General features: G+C 68.7%; 18 protein-coding genes and 1 pseudogene. 6 read left to right on the top strand and 13 right to left on the bottom strand.

The window, feature by feature from the left end; all coding sequences use genetic code 11:
- Positions 1-41: 41 nt before the first annotated feature.
- Positions 42-1,022, bottom strand: a complete 981-nt coding sequence (locus KME78_RS28515; protein WP_219532449.1) for an NBR1-Ig-like domain-containing protein — start codon at positions 1,020-1,022, stop codon at positions 42-44.
- 491 nt (positions 1,023-1,513) lie between these two features.
- Here KME78_RS28515 and KME78_RS68090 point away from each other — a divergent pair, with 491 nt between their 5' ends.
- Positions 1,514-1,720, top strand: coding sequence for a hypothetical protein (locus KME78_RS68090; protein WP_372454959.1), 207 nt, complete (start codon positions 1,514-1,516; stop codon positions 1,718-1,720).
- A 97-nt stretch (positions 1,721-1,817) separates the two neighbouring features.
- Positions 1,818-2,111, top strand: a pseudogene (locus tag KME78_RS68085) (LysR substrate-binding domain-containing protein); the annotation flags it as partial.
- Positions 2,112-2,345: 234 nt separating this feature from the next.
- On the opposite strand, the gene KME78_RS28505 reads toward KME78_RS68085, so the two are convergent.
- The 9 genes from KME78_RS28505 to KME78_RS64710 form a co-directional block, all read right to left on the bottom strand.
- On the bottom strand, positions 2,346-3,107 hold the full coding sequence (locus KME78_RS28505) for an ABC transporter permease (protein WP_219532447.1): 762 nt from the start codon (positions 3,105-3,107) through the stop codon (positions 2,346-2,348).
- On the bottom strand, positions 3,104-3,892 hold the full coding sequence (locus tag KME78_RS28500; protein ID WP_219532446.1) for an ABC transporter ATP-binding protein: 789 nt from the start codon (positions 3,890-3,892) through the stop codon (positions 3,104-3,106). The genes KME78_RS28505 and KME78_RS28500 overlap by 4 nt, the downstream gene beginning before the upstream one ends.
- Complete coding sequence (locus KME78_RS28495; protein WP_219532445.1) at positions 3,892-4,305, bottom strand: DUF1048 domain-containing protein; 414 nt, start codon at positions 4,303-4,305, stop codon at positions 3,892-3,894. Before KME78_RS28495 ends, KME78_RS28500 begins: the two co-directional genes overlap by 1 nt.
- A 97-nt stretch (positions 4,306-4,402) precedes the next feature.
- Positions 4,403-4,807 (bottom strand): hypothetical protein, encoded by a 405-nt coding sequence (locus tag KME78_RS28490; RefSeq protein ID WP_219529300.1) that lies wholly within the window; start codon positions 4,805-4,807, stop codon positions 4,403-4,405.
- Between the two features lie 132 nt (positions 4,808-4,939).
- Positions 4,940-7,483, bottom strand: a complete 2,544-nt coding sequence (locus KME78_RS28485; RefSeq protein WP_219532444.1) for a DUF4118 domain-containing protein — start codon at positions 7,481-7,483, stop codon at positions 4,940-4,942.
- A 1-nt stretch (position 7,484) separates the two neighbouring features.
- Entirely contained in the window at positions 7,485-8,327 is an 843-nt protein-coding gene (locus tag KME78_RS28480) for a potassium-transporting ATPase subunit C (protein ID WP_219532443.1), read from the bottom strand.
- Positions 8,328-10,442: a potassium-transporting ATPase subunit KdpB gene (kdpB, locus tag KME78_RS28475; protein WP_219532442.1), complete on the bottom strand. Its 2,115-nt coding sequence runs from the start codon at positions 10,440-10,442 to the stop codon at positions 8,328-8,330.
- A gap of 1 nt (position 10,443) precedes the next feature.
- A complete protein-coding gene (kdpA, locus tag KME78_RS28470) occupies positions 10,444-12,105 on the bottom strand; it encodes a potassium-transporting ATPase subunit KdpA (protein WP_219532441.1) in 1,662 nt (553 codons plus the stop codon).
- Complete coding sequence (locus KME78_RS64710) at positions 12,105-12,194, bottom strand: potassium-transporting ATPase subunit F (protein ID WP_219532440.1); 90 nt, start codon at positions 12,192-12,194, stop codon at positions 12,105-12,107. The genes kdpA and KME78_RS64710 overlap by 1 nt, the downstream gene beginning before the upstream one ends.
- Before the next feature lie 605 nt (positions 12,195-12,799).
- Here KME78_RS64710 and KME78_RS28460 point away from each other — a divergent pair.
- Complete coding sequence (locus KME78_RS28460) at positions 12,800-13,642, top strand: acyl-CoA thioester hydrolase/BAAT C-terminal domain-containing protein (protein WP_219532439.1); 843 nt, start codon at positions 12,800-12,802, stop codon at positions 13,640-13,642.
- Positions 13,643-13,655: 13 nt separating this feature from the next.
- Here KME78_RS28460 and KME78_RS28455 read toward each other — a convergent pair whose 3' ends face one another.
- The gene (locus tag KME78_RS28455) at positions 13,656-13,973 is read right to left on the bottom strand and encodes a winged helix-turn-helix transcriptional regulator (RefSeq protein WP_219532438.1); all 318 of its coding nucleotides are present in this window, start codon (positions 13,971-13,973) and stop codon (positions 13,656-13,658) included.
- Positions 13,974-14,093: 120 nt separating this feature from the next.
- On the opposite strand from KME78_RS28455, the gene KME78_RS28450 reads away from it, so the two are divergent.
- Complete coding sequence (locus KME78_RS28450; protein WP_219532437.1) at positions 14,094-14,918, top strand: MBL fold metallo-hydrolase; 825 nt, start codon at positions 14,094-14,096, stop codon at positions 14,916-14,918.
- Positions 14,919-14,923: 5 nt separating this feature from the next.
- On the opposite strand, the gene KME78_RS28445 is transcribed toward KME78_RS28450, so the two are convergent.
- On the bottom strand, positions 14,924-16,315 hold the full coding sequence (locus KME78_RS28445; RefSeq protein ID WP_219532436.1) for a sensor histidine kinase: 1,392 nt from the start codon (positions 16,313-16,315) through the stop codon (positions 14,924-14,926).
- Positions 16,312-17,043 (bottom strand): response regulator transcription factor, encoded by a 732-nt coding sequence (locus KME78_RS28440; RefSeq protein ID WP_219532435.1) that lies wholly within the window; start codon positions 17,041-17,043, stop codon positions 16,312-16,314. The genes KME78_RS28445 and KME78_RS28440 overlap by 4 nt, the downstream gene beginning before the upstream one ends.
- A gap of 137 nt (positions 17,044-17,180) precedes the next feature.
- Here KME78_RS28440 and KME78_RS28435 point away from each other — a divergent pair, with 137 nt between their 5' ends.
- Together KME78_RS28435 and KME78_RS28430 are read left to right on the top strand one after the other, a co-directional pair.
- Positions 17,181-18,620: an alpha/beta hydrolase gene (locus KME78_RS28435; protein WP_219532434.1), complete on the top strand. Its 1,440-nt coding sequence runs from the start codon at positions 17,181-17,183 to the stop codon at positions 18,618-18,620.
- On the top strand, positions 18,607-20,172 hold the full coding sequence (locus KME78_RS28430; RefSeq protein ID WP_219532433.1) for a hypothetical protein: 1,566 nt from the start codon (positions 18,607-18,609) through the stop codon (positions 20,170-20,172). The genes KME78_RS28435 and KME78_RS28430 overlap by 14 nt, the downstream gene beginning before the upstream one ends.
- Positions 20,173-20,238: the final 66 nt, after the last annotated feature.

The raw sequence follows: 20,238 nt of genomic DNA, 5'->3' as shown, positions 1-20,238 counted from the left end.
GTCCGACTCTGGTTCCCCGCCGTATCCTGCGCGGCGGGGAACTAGCGTGCGTCGACGATGATCTGGAAGTTGACCGGCCGGCTTCCGGGGAACACCACCATTCCCGCGGCGTCCACCATCTTGAATCCCACGTAGCACAAGCCCGGCTGCCTCGGCGTCGTGATGTCGGTCCGGATGTCGACCATCTCGCCGGGCTGCGTGTCCTTGATCGGAACATCGGGAATGGTCTGGCAATGGTCGGCCTGCTGCTTGCGGTCGAGACGCCGCAGCGAATATCCCTTCCATGGCACGGTCCCGGCGTTCTTGAGCCGCCATATCTTGGTCACGGTCTTGCCGGGGCTCACGGGCGTGCAGTCGGGGAGCGTGACGTCCGCGATGAACACGGCCGCGTCGCCTTTGTACAACGGCAGGGCCGGCGGCGGGTTGGTCGAACGCACCGGGCAACCGTCTGAGGCCAGCGCGATCGACGGACTGCTGGACGACGGGGTCAGGCTGGCTTGGTCGGGCGCGGAGGCGCGATTGATGGTGGCCACGATGAAGACCGCAGCCCCCACAGCGACGGCCGCCGTCGCGAACACGACCGGGCGGATCAGCCGTAATCGCCCGCTGTTCCGACGCGCGGGGAGCAGAGGCTGGAGGTCGTCCGCGATGGCCAGGTGCACGGTACGGAGTTCCGTGACGCCTGTGGCGGCGGTTACGAGTCCACCGGACGGATGCTCCACCAAGGCGTCCGCGCGGATTGCGGCATCCCCGGCGCTCACCGATCTGACCGCCAGGTTCGCTCTCTCCCACTCTTCGCGGTACGCGGCCGGGTCCGCGTTACATGCCTTGACGAACTCGACCGTGGTCTCCCAACTAGGGAGCCGGTTACCCTTCGTGGCTTCATGCAACGTCGTGTGAGAAATTGCCCCTGAACGGCCGGACATCTCACGGAAAGGTGGGTTACCGACTACGTTACGCAATTCTCGCAGAGTCGCGGCAAAGCCCTCGATCGTCGCTGCGCGTGCACGCTTGTCGTCCACCGTGTGAAGGTAACAGCACTCCGGCCTCCCCTCAACCCGAACCGGAATCTACGCGAAGCCAGGCGAGATGCGGCTCCATCCCGGATTCACGCGTTTCCGAATGATCATCACAGCGGCCGCACCAAACTCCTCCCTGCCCGAAAATCTGATACGGCATAATTCCGTGCGGCATTCTTGGACATTTCACGCGCGGGCCACACATGACGCTGCTCCACAATGCGGCATTTAACCCTGATACAAGGGCCAGTGCCGCCGTATCGGAGAAGGCAGGCCCCAACGGGACATTAGGGGATCTCTCGGACGATGCGCTATAAATAGCGCGCTACATCGAGCGGCCGGGTCGTGCGGCCCCTCCGGTTGGAGGTTCCGGGCTGATGATGGAGATCAGGCAACCGCGTTCGTTCATCGCGATGATCGAGGACGGCCAGTTCAGCCGTGCGGCGGCGCGCCCGAAGGTCGCACAGTGAACGGTAAGTGAACAGGTATAAGCCCTGGAGGATGCGCTCGGGGCGGAGTTGTTCATGCGGACCAGCAGGTCGGTCGCGTTGACCCCGGCGGGCGAGACGTTTCTTGAAGCTGCTGACCGGCCTGGAGACGCGATCCAGAACCATGCCCGCAGGGGGAGCGGCCATCTGCGTCTCCCGGCCGTCGGCCCGCACTCTTCCGGGCGGTGCCCACGATCCTGCGGCAGTTGCTGAAAAACGCGCCGGGCATGGAAATAGGCCTGCATCACATGACGACCGAAGATCAGATAGTGAACCTGCTCGCCGGTGAAATGGACACGGGGTTCGTCACCGGCCGGGAATCCGCCTCGAGTCCCTGTTGGACGAATCATTGTGGGCCGTACTGCCCGCCGATCACCCATTGGCTCGGGAGAGGTCCATCGCGCTGGCGGAGCTCAACGGTGCGGAATTTGTTTTCTGGCCGCGTTCGTCGAATGCGAACTTGTTCGACCACGGAGCCGGGCTCGGGGTGTCCGTGCAGCCCCAGTCCTTCGTGGACGCCGCACGGGACGACCCTCGCCTTCGTGCCCTTGCGAGGCGCGGTCCGCCAGGTCTCGCTCCAACTGGCTGGCGTCAACGCCAGTAAGTGACAGCGGCGTTACCGGGAGAGATCATGGGCGCATAATTCGAGGTCGCGGCCGATGGTGTCGCTTTCACCGAGGGGCCCGACGGGGATATCTATGTCGCGCGGAATGGCGGCCGGTTTCCGGCTGGCCCAGGCACTGGTGGATGCCAGGTGCCCGCCGCCATGCCTGCGCGGGTCGAGCAGGTCGTCGGTGGGGTTCGCGTGGTCGGCAGCCCCCGACTCGATGACACGGCCCTAGGAGATCTTGCGGCGGTAGGTGTTCATGGCGAAGGCGTAGGTGACGATGAGGATGCCGACGCACCAGGCCAGGGCGATCCAGATGTCGGTGCCGACCGGCTGCTGGGTGAACAGGGCGCGGATGGCGTTGACGATGGAGGTCACCGGCTGGTGTTCGGCGAAGGCGCGTACCGGGCCGGGCATGGTGGCGGTGGGGACGAAGGCCGAGCTGAGGAAGGGCAGGAAGATGAGCGGGTAGGAGAAGGCGCTGGCGCCTTCCACGGATTTTGCCGACAGGCCGGGGATGACGGCGAGCCAGGTCAAGGCCAGGGTGAACAGGATCAGGATGCCGGCGACGGCGAGCCAGGCCGGTAGTCCGGCTGTGGTGCGGAAGCCCATGAGCAGGGCGACGAGGACGACGACGACGAGGGAGATCAGGTTGGCGATCACGGAGGTCAGCACGTGTGCCCACAGCACGGACGAGCGGGCGATGGGCATGGATTGGAAGCGTTCGAAGATGCCGCTCTTCATGTCCATGAACAGGCGGAAGGCGGTGTAGGCGATGCCTGAGGCGACGGTGATGAGCAGGATGCCGGGCAGCAGGTAGGTGACATACGACTTGGATCCGGTGTTGATCGCGCCGCCGAAGACGTAGACGAACATCAGCATCATGGCGATCGGCATGATCGTGGTGGTGATGATGGTGTCGGCGCTGCGGGTGATGTGGCGCAGGGATCGTCCCAGCAGGGTGGCGGTGTCGCCGAGGAAGTGCTTGGTCATCGGGGTTCCCCTGACGCGTTGGTGCTGTCGGTGCCGACGAGGGTGAGGAAGACGTCTTCGAGGGTCGGCTGCTTTTCGACGTATTCGACCTGGGCGGGTGGCAGGAGCTGCTTGAGTTCGTCCAGGGTGCCGTTGACGATGATCCGGCCCTGGTGCAGGATCGCGATCCGGTCGGCGAGTTGTTCGGCCTCGTCCAGGTATTGGGTGGTGAGCAGGACGGTGGTGCCTTGGCGGGCGAGTTCCTTGACGGCCTGCCAGACCTCGATGCGGGCTTGGGGGTCGAGGCCGGTGGTGGGTTCGTCGAGGAAGATGATCGGTGGGTCGCCGATGAGGCTCATCGCGATGTCGAGGCGGCGGCGCATGCCGCCCGAGTACGTGGCGGCCTTGCGTGCTCCCGCGTCGGTGAGGGAGAACCGTTCGAGCAGGTCATCGGCGATCGTGCCGGGGTTGTTGAGGTGTCGTAGCCGGGCGACGAGCACGAGGTTCTCCCGTCCGCTGAGGATCTCGTCGACGGCGGCGAACTGCCCGGTCAGGCTGATGGACTCCCGCACGTTCGCCGGTCGCGTGGCGACGTCGAAGCCGTGCACGCGGGCGGTGCCGGCGTCGGCCTTGAGCAGCGTGGACAGGATCTTCACCACGGTGGTCTTGCCCGCCCCGTTCGAGCCGAGCAGGGCGAAGATGCTGCCCCGCGCCACGTCGAAGTCCACCCCACGCAGCACCTGCAGCTCTTTGTACGATTTCTCCAGGCCTTGCACATGGATCGCCTGGGCTTGCTGTGTCGTCATCAGACCGTCCTGTCGTCTTTTACGGTGTTTTCTCCGGCGGCGCGGTCGATGGCGCTGGTGAATCGTTCCTGCTCACGGCTGATCCACCGCCCCACCGAGTAGTTCTGCACGAACGCCTCGACGAACTCCACGGGGTCTTCCCCGAAGATCTCGCGGATCGGAGTGCCGTCCGCCGCGCTCTGCTCGAACAGATCGGCGAGGTCCTCGAACATCGAAGCCGCGTCGGCGCCGTCCCCCGGCCCGAAGTGCATCAGGTACCGCTCCATCGCTTCGACTGCCGTGCGGTAGTTCTCGGGAAGCTCTTTGATGCGCGCCTTGTACTGGCGCCAGCGCTTCTTCTCCTCGAGCGAACCGGTGACCACCTCCAGGTACTGCCGGTAGCGGCTCTTCGGCTCGCTCGACCCTGTGGCCATGTCTACTTACCTCCTTGGCGGAGCCAGCTACTCAGTGCTGCCGACTACCAGTACAAAGTAACACTGACTACCAGTACTTAGCAACGCCAGATAGTGGTCAAGCAGCGTCGAGGGCTGCGGTGATCTTGCGGGCCATCTCGGCCAGGGTGGGGCTGGGCTCGCCCTGATGGGTCTGGGCGGCTGCGTCGATGGCGACGATGACGGTGCCACGGAAGTTGTCGGCCTCTGCCGGATCCTGCTCGTTCAGCAGGACCATGGCCGCCGTCAGAGCCGGCAGCACCTGATCGGCCAGCTCAGCCACGGACTTGCCGTACTTCACGCCCTTGGGCGCCTTGGTGACCACATGCCCGACCAAACCGGTCGCCGACGTCAGCGCGATCGAGCCGTGCGTGGCGACCTTGTGGGCCGAGCCCGCGGCACCAGCGGCCGACATCAACGAGACGGCACCCCACGCGGCGACCCGCAGAGTGAGCTTGTCCTGGTCGGAAAGGGTGACAGACATGGCGGTGTGCTCCTTCGCATCAGATGGACGGCTGAACCGTTCATGCGTCAACCATCGCCGACCGCTCTGATACCGGACCGTCGCTGCACTGACACGGCCGCTGACACGACACACCGCATGGCGGATGCGGGGTTATGCCGTCACCGACCTGCTGGAAACAGGCAGGGTGACGGTCATGGTGAGGCCTCCCCCTGGTGTCTCCTCAGGTACGAGGGTGCCGCCCATCGCCTCGGTCAGGCCGCGCGAGAGGGCCAGCCCGAGGCCGACGCCGGAGTGGTTGTCGCGGTCGCCGAGCCGCTGGAACGGCTGGAAGACGTGGTCGTGCGCCTCGGGCGGCAGGCCGGGGCCGCGATCGATGACGCGGATCTGCACGTGGTCGCCGTGCCGGCTCGCGGTGATCAGTACGGTCTTGTCCGGCGGGCTGTAGCGGACGGCGTTGGACATGAGGTTGACCAGCACCCGCTCCAGCAGGGCCGCGTCCGCGAGGATCTCGGGCAGGTCGATGGAGATGTCGCCCTCGACCCGGTCACGCAACGGGCCGAGATCGTCGATGGCGCGCGGCACGATCTCCTCCAGGGCCAGCGGCTGCGGGGTCACCCCCAGCACCCCGGCCTGCAGGCGGCTCATGTCGAGCAGGTTCGCCACCAGCCGATCGAGCTTGTCCAGCGACTCCTCGGCGGTGGCGAACAGCTCGGCGCGGTCCTGTTCCGACCAGGCGACGTCGGTGTTGTGCAGGCTCTCCACCGCCGCCTTCGCCGAGGCCAGCGGCGTACGCAGGTCGTGGCTGACGGCGGCGAGCAGGGCGGTGCGCATCTTGTCGGCCTCGGCCAGCGGCCGGGCCTGCTCGGCCTCCTGCTGGAGGCGTTCCTGGCGGAGCGCTACAGCGACCTCGGCGGCGAACGCCTCCAGCACCGTCCGGTCGGCGGCGTCCAACGGCCCGCCTCGGGCGGCCAGGATCATGTCGTCGTCGATGACCACGTCGGTGTCGGATTGGCCGGGGCAGGTGGACGGGGCGCCGCCGAAGGTGGCCGCGATCCGCCACGCGTCCGGATCCGACTGGTCGTCGGGGGTGCGGGCGGCCTCGGGCCGCCGTTCGAGCAGGGTGACCGAGGTCAGGCCGAACGTCTCGCGCATCCGCTCCAGCAGGGACGGCACGGCGGCCTGGCCGCGCAGCACGTGCCCGGCCAGGGTGGACAGCAGCTCGGCGTCCGCGCTCGCGCGGGCGGCCTGCCTGGTGCGCCGGGCCGCGATGTCCACGATGGTGCTGACGGCGACGGCCACCAGGACGAACACGACCAGGGCGAAGAGATTCTCCGGGTCGCTGATGGTGAACTGGCCGATCGGCGGCGTGAAGAACCAGTTGAGCAGCAGTGACCCACCGACGGCCGCGGTGATGGCCGGCCACATGCCGCCGGCCAGCGCCACCCCGACGGTCAGGCAGAGGAAGAACAGGATCTCACTCGGCAGCGACAGTACGTCCCTGAACGGCGACAGCGCGGCCGTCAGCGCGGGCATCCCGGCCAGCGCCAGCACCCAGCCGATGGACCGGCGCGTACGGGTGAGCGCGGCACGGGAGCGGACCGGCCGCCGACGGCCCTTCTTGGCCTCGGCATGGGTGATCATGTGGACGTCGATGGAGCCCGATAGGGCGGTGGTCTCCACGCCGACGCCTCGGGAGAAGATCTGGGCGAACCGCCCCCTTCTGGAAGCGCCGAGCACGAGCTGGGTGGCGTTGACGCCGCGGGCGAAGTCCAGCAGGGCGCGCGGGATGTCGTCGCCGACGACCTGGTGGTAGGTGCCGCCCATGTCCTCGACCAGCGATCTCTGGCGGGCCAGGCTGGCCGGATCGGCTCCGGCCAGCCCGTCGGCGCTGGTCACGTGCACGGCGAGCAGGTCGGCGCCCTTGGTGCGGGCGGCGATGCGGGCCGCCCGGCGTACCAGCGTGTCGCCTTCGGGGCCGCCGGTCAGGGCGACCACCACGCGCTCGCGCGCCTCCCACGTGCTGGCGATGCCATGCTCGGCGCGGTAGCGATCGAGCTGGTCATCGACTTTTCCAGCGACCCACAGCAGGGCCAGCTCACGTAGCGCGGTGAGGTTGCCGACGCGGAAGTAGTTCGACAGGGCCGCGTCGACCTTCTCCGGGGCGTACACGTTGCCGTGCGCCATCCTGCGGCGCAGCGCCTCCGGCGACATGTCGACGAGCTCGATCTGGTCGGCCCGCCGCACCACCTCGTCCGGCACGGTCTCGCGCTGCGGTACGCCGGTGATCTCCTGGACGACGTCGTTGACCGACTCCAGGTGCTGGATGTTGACCGTGGAGATCACATCGATCCCGGCGTCCAGGATGTCGTCGATGTCCTGCCAGCGCTTGACGTTGCGTGAGCCGGGCACATTGGTGTGCGCCAGCTCGTCGATCAGCGCCACCGTGGGCGCGCGGGCGATCACCGCCTCCGTGTCCAGCTCGGTGAACGTCGCGCCTCTGTGCGTCATGGTCTTGCGCGGAAGCACCTCCATGCCGTCCAGCAGGGCGGCGGTACGGGCGCGGTCGTGGGTCTCGACGAAGCCCACGACCACGTCCCGGCCGCGCTCCAGCGCTCTGCGGCCTTCGCAGAGCATCGCGTACGTCTTGCCCACCCCGGGGGCCGCCCCGAGGTAGACCCGCAGCCGCCCCCTCATGTCACACCTTGTCCAGGGCCAGGTTGAGTTCGAGCACGTTCACCGCGGGCTCGCCCATGAAGCCGATCGTACGACCGGTGGTGTTCGCGTCGATGAGCCGCTTGACCTGGTCGAGCGTGATCCCGCGCGCCTTGGCCACGCGTGGCGCCTGGAGCTCGGCGTAGGCGGGCGAGATGTGCGGGTCGAGCCCGGAGCCGCCGGCCGTCACCGCGTCGGCGGGCACTCGCACGGCACCCGCATCGCCGCGGATCGGTACGGTCCGCCCGGCCGCGTAGTCCGCGCCCGGCTTCGCGCACTCCACCGTCAGTCCCTGGTAGGTGGCGATGAAGGGGGTGGCGGGGCAGGCCTGGTTGACGCTGACAGCATGGTCGGGGAAGACCTTCAGCACCGCGCCCACGCCGTCCGGTGTGCAGTACGGGCGGGCGCCGCTGACGCCCTCCAGCTCGCCGATCGCCTTGGAGCGGGCGCAGACCTGGGTGAGCAGCGACCGCTTGCCCTCGTCCTCGGCCCCGGGCACCGGCAGCGTGTCCACGATGTCCTCAGGGCCCAGGTTGCTGGCGCCGGTCGAGGTCGGGTCGTAGCCGTCGCCGGCGGCCGACGGACGGGACTGGAAGTACTTCTTGACCGGGTTGCCGTCTTTGTCGGTGAAGTTCTGGCCGATGACCGCACTGCCGACGTCCTTGCCGCCGGCCTGGACGATCGAGCCGTTGGCCTTGCCGTTGAACAGGGCTTGCGCGACCCCGGTGGTGACCAGTGGATAGACCACACCGAGCAGCACGGTCAGCACGACGACCGCCCGGATCGCGGCGAGATGCCGGCGCAGCCAGCTAGGTAGACGTTCCATTTACGACATCCCCGGAAGGAACTGGATGAGCAGGTCGATGATCTTGATGCCGATGAACGGCGCGATGATGCCGCCCAGGCCGTACAGGTAGAGGTTGCGGGACAGCAGCTTGGCCGCGCTGGACGGCTTGTAGCGCACGCCGCGCAGCGACAGCGGGATCAGCGCGATGATCACCAGGGCATTGAAGACGACCGCCGCCAGGATGGCCGACTGCGGGCTGGCCAGGCGCATGATGTTGAGCGCGTCCAGGCCCGGGTAGACCGCCGCGAACATCGCCGGGATGATCGCGAAGTACTTGGCGATGTCGTTGGCGATCGAGAACGTGGTCAGCGCGCCGCGCGTGATGAGCAGTTGCTTGCCGATCTCGACGATCTCGATGAGCTTGGTCGGGTTGGAGTCGAGGTCGACCATGTTGCCCGCCTCTTTGGCGGCCGACGTGCCGGTGTTCATCGCCACGCCGACGTCGGCCTGGGCGAGCGCCGGGGCGTCGTTGGTGCCGTCGCCGGTCATCGCGACCAGCCGGCCGCCCTCCTGCTCCTTCCTGATCAGCGTCAGCTTGTCCTCGGGCGTGGCCTCGGCCAGGAAGTCGTCCACCCCGGCCTCGTCCGCGATGGCCTTGGCGGTCAGCGGGTTGTCCCCGGTGATCATCACGGTCCGGATGCCCATCCGGCGCATCTCGTCGAACCGCTCGCGCATGCCCTGTTTGACCACGTCCTTGAGGTGGATGACACCGAGCACCCGGCCCTTCTCGGCCACCACCAGCGGCGTGCCACCGGAGCCGGAGATGCCGTCCACCAGGTGGCCGACCTCGTCGGTCGGGTGCCCGCCCTGGTCGCGTACCCACTTCATCACGGCGGTCGCCGCGCCCTTGCGCACCTGGCGGTCGCCCAGGTCGACGCCGCTCATCCTGGTCTGCGCGGTGAACTGGACCCATTTCGCGCCGTGGATCTCCCGCTCGCGCAGGCCGTAGCGCTGCTTGGCGAACACCACGATCGAGCGGCCCTCGGGCGTCTCGTCGGCGAGGCTGGACAGCTGCGCCGCCTCGGCCAGCTCTGCTTCGGTGACGCCCGCGACCGGGACGAAGTCCGACGCCTGCCGGTTGCCCAGCGTGATGGTGCCGGTCTTGTCCAGCAGCAGCGTGGAGACGTCGCCCGCGGCCTCGACCGCGCGGCCGGACATGGCCAGCACGTTGCGCTGGACGAGGCGGTCCATCCCGGCGATGCCGATCGCCGACAGCAGCGCGCCGATCGTGGTCGGAATCAGGCACACCAGCAGCGACACCAGCACCACGCCGGTAACGCCGTTCGCGTTCAGGGCGAGCGAGTCGGGTACGCCCGGGTTGATGGACTTCGAGTAGATGGCCAGCGGCTGCATGGTGGCGGTGGCGACCAGGAAGATGATCGTCAGCGCGGCCAGCAGGATGTTCAGCGCGATCTCGTTCGGCGTCTTCTGCCGGTCCGCGCCCTCCACAAGGGCGATCATGCGGTCGATGAAGCTCTCGCCGGGCTTCTGGGTGATCTCGACGACGATCCGGTCCGACAGCACCTTCGTGCCGCCGGTCACCGCCGAGCGGTCCCCGCCCGACTCGCGGATGACCGGCGCGGACTCGCCCGTGATGGCCGACTCGTCCACCGACGCGATGCCCTCGACCACGTCGCCGTCGCCTGGGATGATCTCCCCCGCCTCCACCACCACGAAGTCGCCCTGCCTGAGCTCCGGCGCGCCGACCACGTCCCATTCCTGGGAGGTGCGGTTCTTCAGGCGGCGGGCCGTGGTGTCCCGCTTGGCCGCGCGCAAGGTGGCGGCCTGCGCCTTGCCCCGGCCCTCGGCCACGGCCTCGGCCAGGTTCGCGAAGATCACGGTCAGCCACAGCCACACCACGATGGCCCAGGCGAAGAACGACGGGTCGAGCACCGCCAGCACAGTGGTGAACACCGCGCCGATCTCGACGATGAACATGACGGGGTTGCGCCACAGCGTGGCCGGGTTGAGCTTCTTCACCGCGTCCGGCAGCGAGGTCAGGAGTTGCCTGGGGTCGAGCAGGCCGCCGCCGACCCGGCCGTTCCGCTGGGGGCCGGGCGCCTTGCCCGGCGCTTCGAGCACTGGGGTTGACATGTCAGGACAGTCCTTCTGCGATGGGGCCGAGCGCGAGGGCCGGGAGGAAGGTGAGGGCGACCAGGATGACCGTGACGCCGACGACCATGCCGACGAACAGCGGCCGGTGGGTCGGCAGCGTGCCGGCGCCCGCGGGCACGGGCGCCTGCTGGGCCAGCGACCCGGCCAGCGCCAGCACCAGCACGATCGGCAGGAACCGGCCGAACACCATGCACAGGCCGAGCGCCACGTCGTACCACGGCGTGTTGACCGTTATGCCGGCGAACGCCGAGCCGTTGTTGTTGGAGGCGCTGGTGAAGGCGTAAAGGACCTCGGACAAGCCGTGCGGCCCCGAGTTGAGCATGCTCGCGCGCTGCTCGGCCGAGCCCATCGCGAAGGCCGTGCCGATCAGCACGAGGACCGGGGTGACCAGGAAGTACAGGGAGGCGAGTTTGATCTCCCTGGCGCCGATCTTCTTGCCCAGATACTCCGGGGTACGGCCGACCATCAGCCCGGCCACGAACACCGTGATCACGGCCAGGATCAGCATGCCGTACAGGCCGGAGCCGACGCCGCCGGGCGCGACCTCGCCGAGCATCATGTTGAACATCGTCATCATGCCGCCGAACGGCGTGAACGAGTCGTGAAAGGAGTTCACCGCACCGGTGCTCGTGAGCGTGGTGGAGGCGGCGAAGGTGGCCGAGTCGGAGATGCCGAACCTGACTTCCTTGCCCTCCATCGCCGCGCCGACGGCCTGCGGCACGGTGGCGTGGCCACCCAGCTCGAACAGGTTGGTGAGCAGCACGCTGGTCAGCGCGATGACGCCCATCACGGCGAGAATGGCGTAGCCCTGCTTGACCTGGCCGATGAGCTTGCCGAAGGTACGCGGCAGCGCGAACGGGATCACCAGGAGGAAGAAGATCTCCAGCCAGTTGGTCCAGTTGGTGGTGTTCTCGAAGGGGTGGGCGGAGTTGGCGTTGTAGAAGCCGCCGCCGTTGGTGCCCAGTTCCTTGATGGCCTCCTGTGAGGCGACCGGGCCGCCGGTGATCCCTTGGGTGCCGCCGGTCAGCGTGGTGACCTCGTGCACGCCGGAGAAGTTCTGGATCACCCCGCCGGCCACCAGCACCAGCGCGCCGACGAAGGCGATGGGCAGCAGGATGTGGAGTGAGCCGCGTACCAGGTCCACCCAGAAGTTGCCGATCGTCTCCGACCTGCGGCGGGCGAAGCCGCGCACCAGCGCGATCGCCACCGCCATGCCCACGGCCGCGGACACGAAGTTCTGCACCGCCAGGGCCGTCATCTGGGTCAGGTAACCCATCGTGGACTCGCCCGAGTAGGCCTGCCAGTTGGTGTTGGTGACGAAGCTGACGGCCGTGTTCCAGGCGATGTGGTCGGTGACCGGCTTCATGCCCAGGCTCAGCGGGAGCTTGTCCTGCAGGCGCTGCATGCCGTACACGACCAGGATGGAGACCACCGAGAACGCCAGCAGGCTGCGCGCGTAGACGCCCCAACTCTGCTCGGCATCGGCCCGCACGCCGAGCAGCCGATAGACGCCCCGCTCGACGACGTTGTGCTTGGTGCTCGTGTAGACCCGGTAGATGTAGTCGCCCAGTGGCCGGTGCGCCAGGCCCAGCGCGACGATCAGGGAGCTGATGAAGATCATCCCCGCGGCGGTCGTGCTCATCAGAAACGCTCCGGGAACAGCAGCGCCGCGACCATGAAGACGACCAGCGCGGCGACCACGATCAGGCCTGCGGCGTTGATCGCGCTCACAGGCGCTCCACCGCCTTCACGACGAGCCCGAACACCACGAAGATCGCGATCGTCAGGGCGACGAAGATGACGTCTGCCATCCCCAACTCCTCAACTTTGGAACACCATGCCTACCGCCCGGGATGAGCGGTTCATGGCCCAGCAAAACCCCGAAATAGGCCCGTTTTGCTGTTCTTGACGGCATCCATACGGCCGTGGCGCGATTCTTGACGCGATCAGTACGCGGCACGTCGCACGACCGGATCGCCCTCGGTCCAGTCTGCGGGGCCCTACCGGTGCGATGGGCGGCGTCTCGTGTGACGCAGGATGCCGGTCACCTACGGGCCCGAGTACTCCCCCCCCCGACCTGCCGGTCCCGCTCGTGCCGCTGCCCGGAGTGCCCGTGGCGGTCCGCCGTGTTCTGGGTAGCACGACGCCCCACGAACGGCGCCTGGAGCGCAGGGGACGGCGTCTTTGAGCGCGACGGGAAGGGCGATCGCCAGCCGGGCACAGCGCAGAACGGTCAATAGGTCGCGAATCACTACGCTCCCATCGGCAGACGCTGAGCGCATGATGACATGGCGCCGAGCTACGGTAAATACGGTTGCCGGCAGGTGGGGGTGAACATGGATGAGCGGGAACTGACCGAGCCGTGGGAAGGCGTCCTGATCACTCCTGCCTCCATCAGTCACACAGGCGTTCTCGTTCTGGCGGGGTCGAGTGGTCGGATCGAACGGGACCGGGCTCGCATCCTTGCTCAGGAGGGGATGACCGCGATGTCGATCCGCTGGTTCGGCGGTCCTGGGCAGTCACCGGGCATCTGCGAGATTCCGCTGGAGACGTTCGTGTCCGCCGTCGATCTGCTCGAATCCACCGGAGTGCGGCGCATTTGCCTGCTGGGGTCGTCCAAAGGAGCGGAGGCCGCTCTCACCGCCGTTCATGACCCGCGTGTCGACGGCGTCGTGGCGGTGTCGCCTACCTCGGTGGTGTGGGGCAATGTCGGCCCAGGGCGCGACGGGCGGCAACGCCCTTACCGGTCGTCCTGGACATGGAAGGGGCAGCCGCTGCCTTTCGTCCCCTACGACGACGGCTGGACGGCTGCTGAAGCAGCGGATGGTCCGGTCGCTGTTCGTGGCTGGTACGAGCGGAGCGAACGGACGTTCGCCGACCTGGTGCCCGCCGCCGAGATCCCCATCGAGGAGACCGGTGCCGACGTGCTGCTGGTGGCGGGAGGGGACGATGCGATGTGGCCGTCCCTCCCGTTCGCCGAGCGGCTTGCCGGCCGTCGCCGCACCGCTGGTCGGACGGCTCGGCTGATCAGCCGGGCCGAAGCCGGTCATCGGCCGCGGCTTCCGGGGGAAGGTCCCGCTTCCGTGTCGCCGCACTTCCGCTACGGCGGTGACGCTGTCGCCGACGCCGAGCTCGGAGCCGCCGCCTGGCCGCACATCCTCGATCTGCTCCCCGGCTGACCCGAACGGGCGCTCAGGCGCGGACCTGGGTCTGCTCCTGCGCCCAGGCGCAGATGGCGGCCAAGGGCTCCTTCAGCGAGGCGCCCAGCTCGGTGAGCGCGTACTCCACGTGCTGGGGAGCGCTCTGCTTGACGATCTGGCGGCTCACCAGGCCGTCGGCCTCCATCCCGCGCAGCGTCTCGGTCAGCACCTTCTGCGTGATGCCGGGCAGGCGGTGGCGGAGCCGGGCGTGGCGCTGGGGGCCGTCGAGGAGGGCGTAGATCAGCAGGATCCGCCACTTCGCCGCGAGCCGTTCCAGGGCCTGGCGGGTGGCGCACGATTCCTCAAACACGTCAGGGATCATCAATGCCATCCACGCCTCCCAACCGAGAAGGGCACTTGAAAGTGCCTTCTGTCCCGCCGGTGGCCTCGCGGCCTACGTTCGGGATCAACAGTAACCGGAAGGGACATCATGACCGACTTTCGTGTGCACACCTACAGCGCGGCCGAGACGGGCATCTTCGTCAACAGCTACCTGGTCGAGACGGCCGAAGGGGTCGTGCTGGTGGACGCGAGCCTGCTGGTGTCGGACGCCAGGGCACTGGCCGCCCGGCTGGCCGCGTTACGCAAGCCTCTGCTGGCGGCGTTCGTGACGCACCCCCATCCCGACCACTTCAACGGGCTGCCGTACGTGGTGCCCGACGAGGTGCCCGTCTACGCCACCGCCTCGGTGGCGAAGGTGATCCAGGACAGCGCCGTGGCGAAGCGGGAACAGTGGCAGCCGATGTACGGCGAGGAATGGCCGGACCGGTTCCGCGTGCCCGACGAACTGCTGGAGAGCGGTGGCCGGGTGGAGATCGGCGGGGTGCGGCTGACGGTGACCGACGCCGGCCCCGCCGAGAGCCACGCCGACTCCTACATCGTCGCCGAGGCCGGCGGACAGCGCGTCGCGTTCATCGGTGACCTGGCCTTCGCCGGGACGCATTCCTACCTGTCCGACGGTCACACCGGGACGTGGCTGGCCGCGCTGGACCGGCTCGGCGGCGACTTGGCGGGCATACCGCTGTATCCGGGGCACGGGCCCGCGGGCGGGGTCGGTCTGTTCGACGACCAGCGCAAGTACCTGCTGATGTACCGGGAGGCCGTTGCTCGCCTGGCCGCTGGGGAGAGCTCCCTCAGCGAGGAGCGGAAGCGGGAGCTGACCGGCCTCATGGTGCGATACGCCCCGGACGCGCCGCTGGACTGGTTGTTGAGCCTCGGCGCCGACCCGGTCGCCGCGGAGCTGGCCGCCTCCTGACGGTCTCAGGCCGAGCCGGCGTTCGCAGGGAGGGTGACGACGAACTCGCTGCCCGTGCGCAGTTCGATGGTTCCCTGGTGTGCCTCGGCGATCGCGCGGGCGATGGAGAGGCCGAGCCCGCTGCCCTGTCGGCGTACCGGATCGCCCTGAGAGAACCGCTCGAAGAGGTGCGGGCGCAGGCTGGGGGCGATTCCGGGGCCCTCGTCGGCCACCACGAGTCGCACGCGGGGGACGGCGTCGTCGTCGGACGGTGCGAACAGCCCGACGCGGATCGCCGTACCGGATGGGGTGTGCTGGAGCGCGTTGCCGAGGAGGTTGCGGACGAGCCGGCGCAGCCGCTCGACGTCGCCGATGATGACCAGGGGATCGTCGGCGGGCGCCGACAGGGTGATGGGGCGATCGGGATCGATCAGCCGGGCGTCGGAGACGATCGCCTCGACCAGGTCGACGAGGCTGAGGGGCGCCGTCTCCAGCGGCCGTTGCTGGTCGAGGCGGGCCAGGAGGAGCAGTTCTTCCACCAGGTTGCGCATGCTCGCGGCCTCCTCGGCGATCCGGCTCATCGCGGTCGTCACGGTCTGCGCGGGCAGGTCGTTGTGGAAGTACAGTTCGGCCCAGCCGCCGATGGTGGTGAGGGGCGTACGCAGTTCGTGGGAGACGTCGGCGACGAAACGGCGCAGTCGTTCCTCGGCCTGATGTTGTTCGTCGAACGCGTGGTTCAGCGCGGTCGCGAGCCGGCCGGTCTCTGTGCGCGGGACACCGGCGGGGATCCGCCGGGTCCGGTCTCCCTGGGCGATGGCGGTCGCGGTGACGGCCATGCTCTCCAGCGGCCTGAGCCCCACGCGGAGCACGGCGACGGCGAGGCCGACGAGGGCGAGCAGGGCGACCGAGGTCACGACCACCTCGTAACGAGCGAGCCGGTCAAGGGTGTCCTCGTCGTTGCGCAGGGAGAGGGCGATGACGACACCTTCAACGGGGAGCCCGTCCGTCGTGTCCAAGCGGTGGTAGCGGGCACGATAGGGATTCCCCGCCGCTTCGAGCCGCATGATCTTCTCTGGGGAGCCGCGCAGCCGGGCGATCGTCGCGGCGTCCAGCACGCGGACGAAGGCGTCGCTACTTTGCCGCACGGCTACCTTGCCGCCGGTGTCCAAGAACTCCGCCTCGACACGGTCTCCGTCGAGCAGATGCAGCGCCCGCTCGACGCCCCGCAGGTCCCGTTGGCGGGACAGGCTCTGGTCCACGCGCGCGGCGATGGCGGTCAGCTGCCGTGCGGCCCGGGATTCGAAGAAGGAGCTCAGCATCGCGTACGCGGCGAGCGCGGAACCGGCGAGCCCGAGCGACACCAGCAGAGTGATGCCGGTCAGCAGCCGGCCGCGCAGAGTACGTGGGATCAGGTTCACCCGGCGGCGGCCTCGTCGTCCGGCGGCAGCCTGAGCGCGTAGCCGAACGCGCGGATCGTGTGCAGCAATGGCTGTTCGCCGAGGTCGATCTTGCGGCGGAGGTTGGAGACGAACTTCTCCACCACCCCGGCGTCACCGCCGAAGTCGTACTGCCACACCTGGTCCAGGATCTGCGCCTTGGACACCACCCGGCCGGCGTTGATCAGCAGGTAGCGCAGCAGCCGGTATTCAGTGGGCGAGAGCTCGACCAGGCGTTCGCCGCGCCGGACCCGGTGGGCGTCCTGGTCCATCTCCAGATCGGCGTAGCGGAGCACGGACCGCTCGTCCGCGCCCCGCCCGCGCCGGAGCACCGCGTGCAGCCTAGCCAGGACCTCGCCGATGCTGAACGGCTTGGTGATGTAGTCATCGCCACCGAGGTTGAGTCCTTCGATCTTGTTCTCGGTCCCGTCGCGAGCGGTCAGGAAGAGCACCGCGAAGGTGTGGCCGCCACGTCGCAGGCGGCGGATGACGTCGAAGCCGTCGATGTCGGGCAGCATCACGTCGAGGATGGCGACCGCCGGCCGGAAGGCGACCGCCGCCTCCAGGGCCTGTGCTCCGCAGGCGGCCGAGGCGACCTGGAAGCCCGCGAGGCGCAGGGTGGTGACGAGCAGTTCGGCGATGTGCGGATCATCGTCGATGACCAGCACCCGAGCGCCGGTCGCGTCCCCTGTTGAATCGCGCGTGCCCATGCGGTCCCCTCTATGCCTTCGCCCTCCGCATGCTAACGATGGGCTTCCCACCCCTCGTATCGATCCTCTGAAGCCGTCAGGGAACCGTCAGGAAAGCATCCGGGGAACGGCGGAATCGCCGGGGAGCATGACGTTTCATGATTCCTCTATACCTGGTGGGCTGGTCCCGAGCCGCAGCCGCGGCGCTGGCCGTACTCCTCGGCACGGGCCTCGCCGCACCTGCTCCCGCATCAGCCGAAACCCCCTGGCCGGTCTGCGTCGAGCGCGCCACACCCATCCGGCTGGGCGCCAGCCAGGTCGGCCGGTCGGCTGACGGGCGCCTGGTCACCTACACCCTGCGTTCCCGGGCCATGCGGGGCGAGCAGCGCGTCGACGTGCTGCTCCCCGATGGTTTCGACGCCTCGGGGCGGACTCACTATCCGACCCTCTACCTGCTGCACGGCGCGGGCGGTGACCGTACGAACTGGATCGACCGCGACCAGGTCGACACCATCGTCGGCGACCTGCCCATCATCGTGGTCATGCCGGACGGCTCCGACCAGGGACCGGACGGCAAGAACCGCAACGGCGGCTACACCGACTGGTTCGGCCTCACCCAGGGGACTTCCGGCCCGGTGCCGGCCTGGGAGAGCTACCACGTTCGCGAGCTCGTCCCGTTCATCGACAGGACCCTGCCGACTCAGGCGAACGCCGCCGGCCGCGCCATCGCCGGCATCTCGATGGGCGGTGGCGGTGCGGTCAAGTACGCCGCGGCATTCCCCGGGACGTTCGGCTACGCCGGATCGTTCTCCGGTGCGCTGGACATCAGGTCCGATCCGCGCGGGCAGCAGAACTGCGTCCGGGGCAATCCCGCAGAGCAGGAGGTGGTGTGGCGCGACAACAATCCCACCGACCTCGCCGGGAATCTGCGGGGAACGCACCTGTTCGTCCGCTCCGGCACCGGCGAGCCCGGCCCCTATGACGCGCAGAAGCCGCCGACCGATCCGGTCGAGCGCCGGCAGTGGCAGACCCGCTTGCTGATCGAGGCGGGGGCCTGTCAGATGGCGCGGAACTTCGTGGCGGCGCTGGAGAAGGCCGGCATCCGGGACGCGGACGCACGTTTCCTGCCGGGCTCGCACTCCGCGCCGTACTGGCAGCGGGACCTGCGGGAGTTCGTCTCCTGGCTCAAGCCGCTGCTGCGACCACGCGTGAGCGCGCCGTCGGCCCTCCCGGTCTCCACCGCGCGCGCGTCCTTCACGGCCTGGGGATGGATGTTCCAGGCGCAGCGGAAGGTCCGCGAATTCGCCTATCTGACCGTACGCCGCAACGCCCTCACCGCCACCGGCAGCGGCCGTCTCGACGTGGTGACACCGCCGAATCGCCAGTCGGGCAGGAGATACCCGATCAAGATCGGAGACAGGACCCGGGTGGTGACGGCCGATCGGCATGGGCGCCTGGCGTTCTCGATCGATCTCGGCCCGAGCCACACCGTACAGCAGACCGACTTCGGCCCGGACGCGACGAAGGGGTGGCGCTCGGTCTCCGTCAAGATCGGGGCGACCTGCCCCCGGACGGGGTGCGACGATGCCCGTGCGTAGCCTCACCACGCTCGGCACGGCGCTGACGATGATGTTCTGGGGCGTGCTCCCCGGCGGGCAGGTTCCCCCTCCCAAGCCGGAGCGGGTCGTGTCGACGATCGTTCCGTTGCCCGCCTCGGTGACCAGTGTCCGCTTCCCCGGCTACACCGCGGACGGCTCACGCGTCCTCGCGGCGGCGACGTCCACCGGCTTCCGGGGCACCCAGCTCGTGTCCTTCACCGAGGACGGCACCGGGCTGCGCTGCCTGACGTGCCAGGCGTGGAACGGCCCCGAACTGCTCAAGCCGATCGCGTTCCCCGACGGCCGGCGGGTGCTGGTCCGCATCGGATCCCAAACGCCCGACGCGCCGGCGGATCACGGCGTCGTGGAATGCGTTCCATCGGTGATCGACTGCCGCCGGGCGACCGTCGTGCCCATCGTGCCCCCGGCCGCCGGGGATCCGAACGTCGAGCAGGACCAGCGGGAGTTCCGGCTGGCGCCGGACGGCCGGCACGTAGCGCTCAGCCAGGTCCGCCGTACAGCGTCGGGACGGCCCACCGGAGTGGGCATCGTCGGCAGGCTGGCTCGTCACGGCGACGCCTACCAGGTGGAGGACGCCCGGGTGGTCGCGACGGACGGCGAGCTCAAGGGCTTCACCCCCGACGGGCAGGCCGTGACGTTCGCGCGATTCCTCAACGCGTTCGAGGCGGGCAATCCAGACGTCGTGGAAGTCGACCTGCGCTCCGGGCGCGAGAGCCGGTTGACCTCGGCGTTGGACTGGGATGAGGATGTCGACTTCGCACCCGGCCGCCACAAGGGACGGCGATGGATGGTCGTCGGCAGCGCCCGCACCACCGGGTTGCTCGAGACCTTCTCGCAGATTCGCCGGCCGGCGTTCATCGAAGAGGGCGTCCCCGCGCTGCCGTTCGCGGCGTTCACCGCCCGCAACCCGGAGATCGCCGAACCATGGCTCGTCGACGAGCACGACACCCGCGGCTCGTACACCGGACAGCCGCTCGCCCCCGGCGCGATCGCCGCAGGCTGGGACTCCAAGCCCAACTTCAGGTGGAGGCCCGACGGCACGGCCGTGCTGTTCTGGCAGCAACAGGTGCGTGGCACGCGGACCAGGGTCGTCGTCGCCCACCTTCCGGAACGCACGCCCGCCCGGCGCGGGCCCGCCCGCCCGGCACCCACGCCGTCCTGGGCGCCACCGGTCGCCGGCCACGTCCCGCCCGACCTCCGGCCCGTGGCACACCATGCCGGGAAGATCTCCGGGAGCATCGACATCACGCGCCGGCCCTCGCCGCTGCCACCATTCGCGTATCTGCTGGAGGTGACCTACACGAACTACGCCGACGAACCGGGATTCGTGCTCAACGGCATCGAGCGGAGCTATTACGGTAAGCCGGGCCTCTACGGGGCACCCTCCCGCTACAGCGCCGACCTCGCGGTATCCGGACGACACAGCGGATATCTCACGGCGAACAACGTGCTGATCCAGCCCAATGCCATCTCCGGCACCATCGAATCCGAGCTCGACGGCCGGCATCTCAGTCTCGGCCCTCTCCCCTGACCAGCTCGTTCAACCGGCTGCGGTATGGCCGCCCGCGTGTATACCGCGGATGGCATAGGCCCTGCG

The organism is Nonomuraea guangzhouensis, assembly GCF_019396345.1.
In the GTDB taxonomy this organism is placed as follows: domain Bacteria; phylum Actinomycetota; class Actinomycetes; order Streptosporangiales; family Streptosporangiaceae; genus Nonomuraea; species Nonomuraea guangzhouensis.
This window is presented reverse-complemented; position numbering and strand designations above follow the sequence as displayed.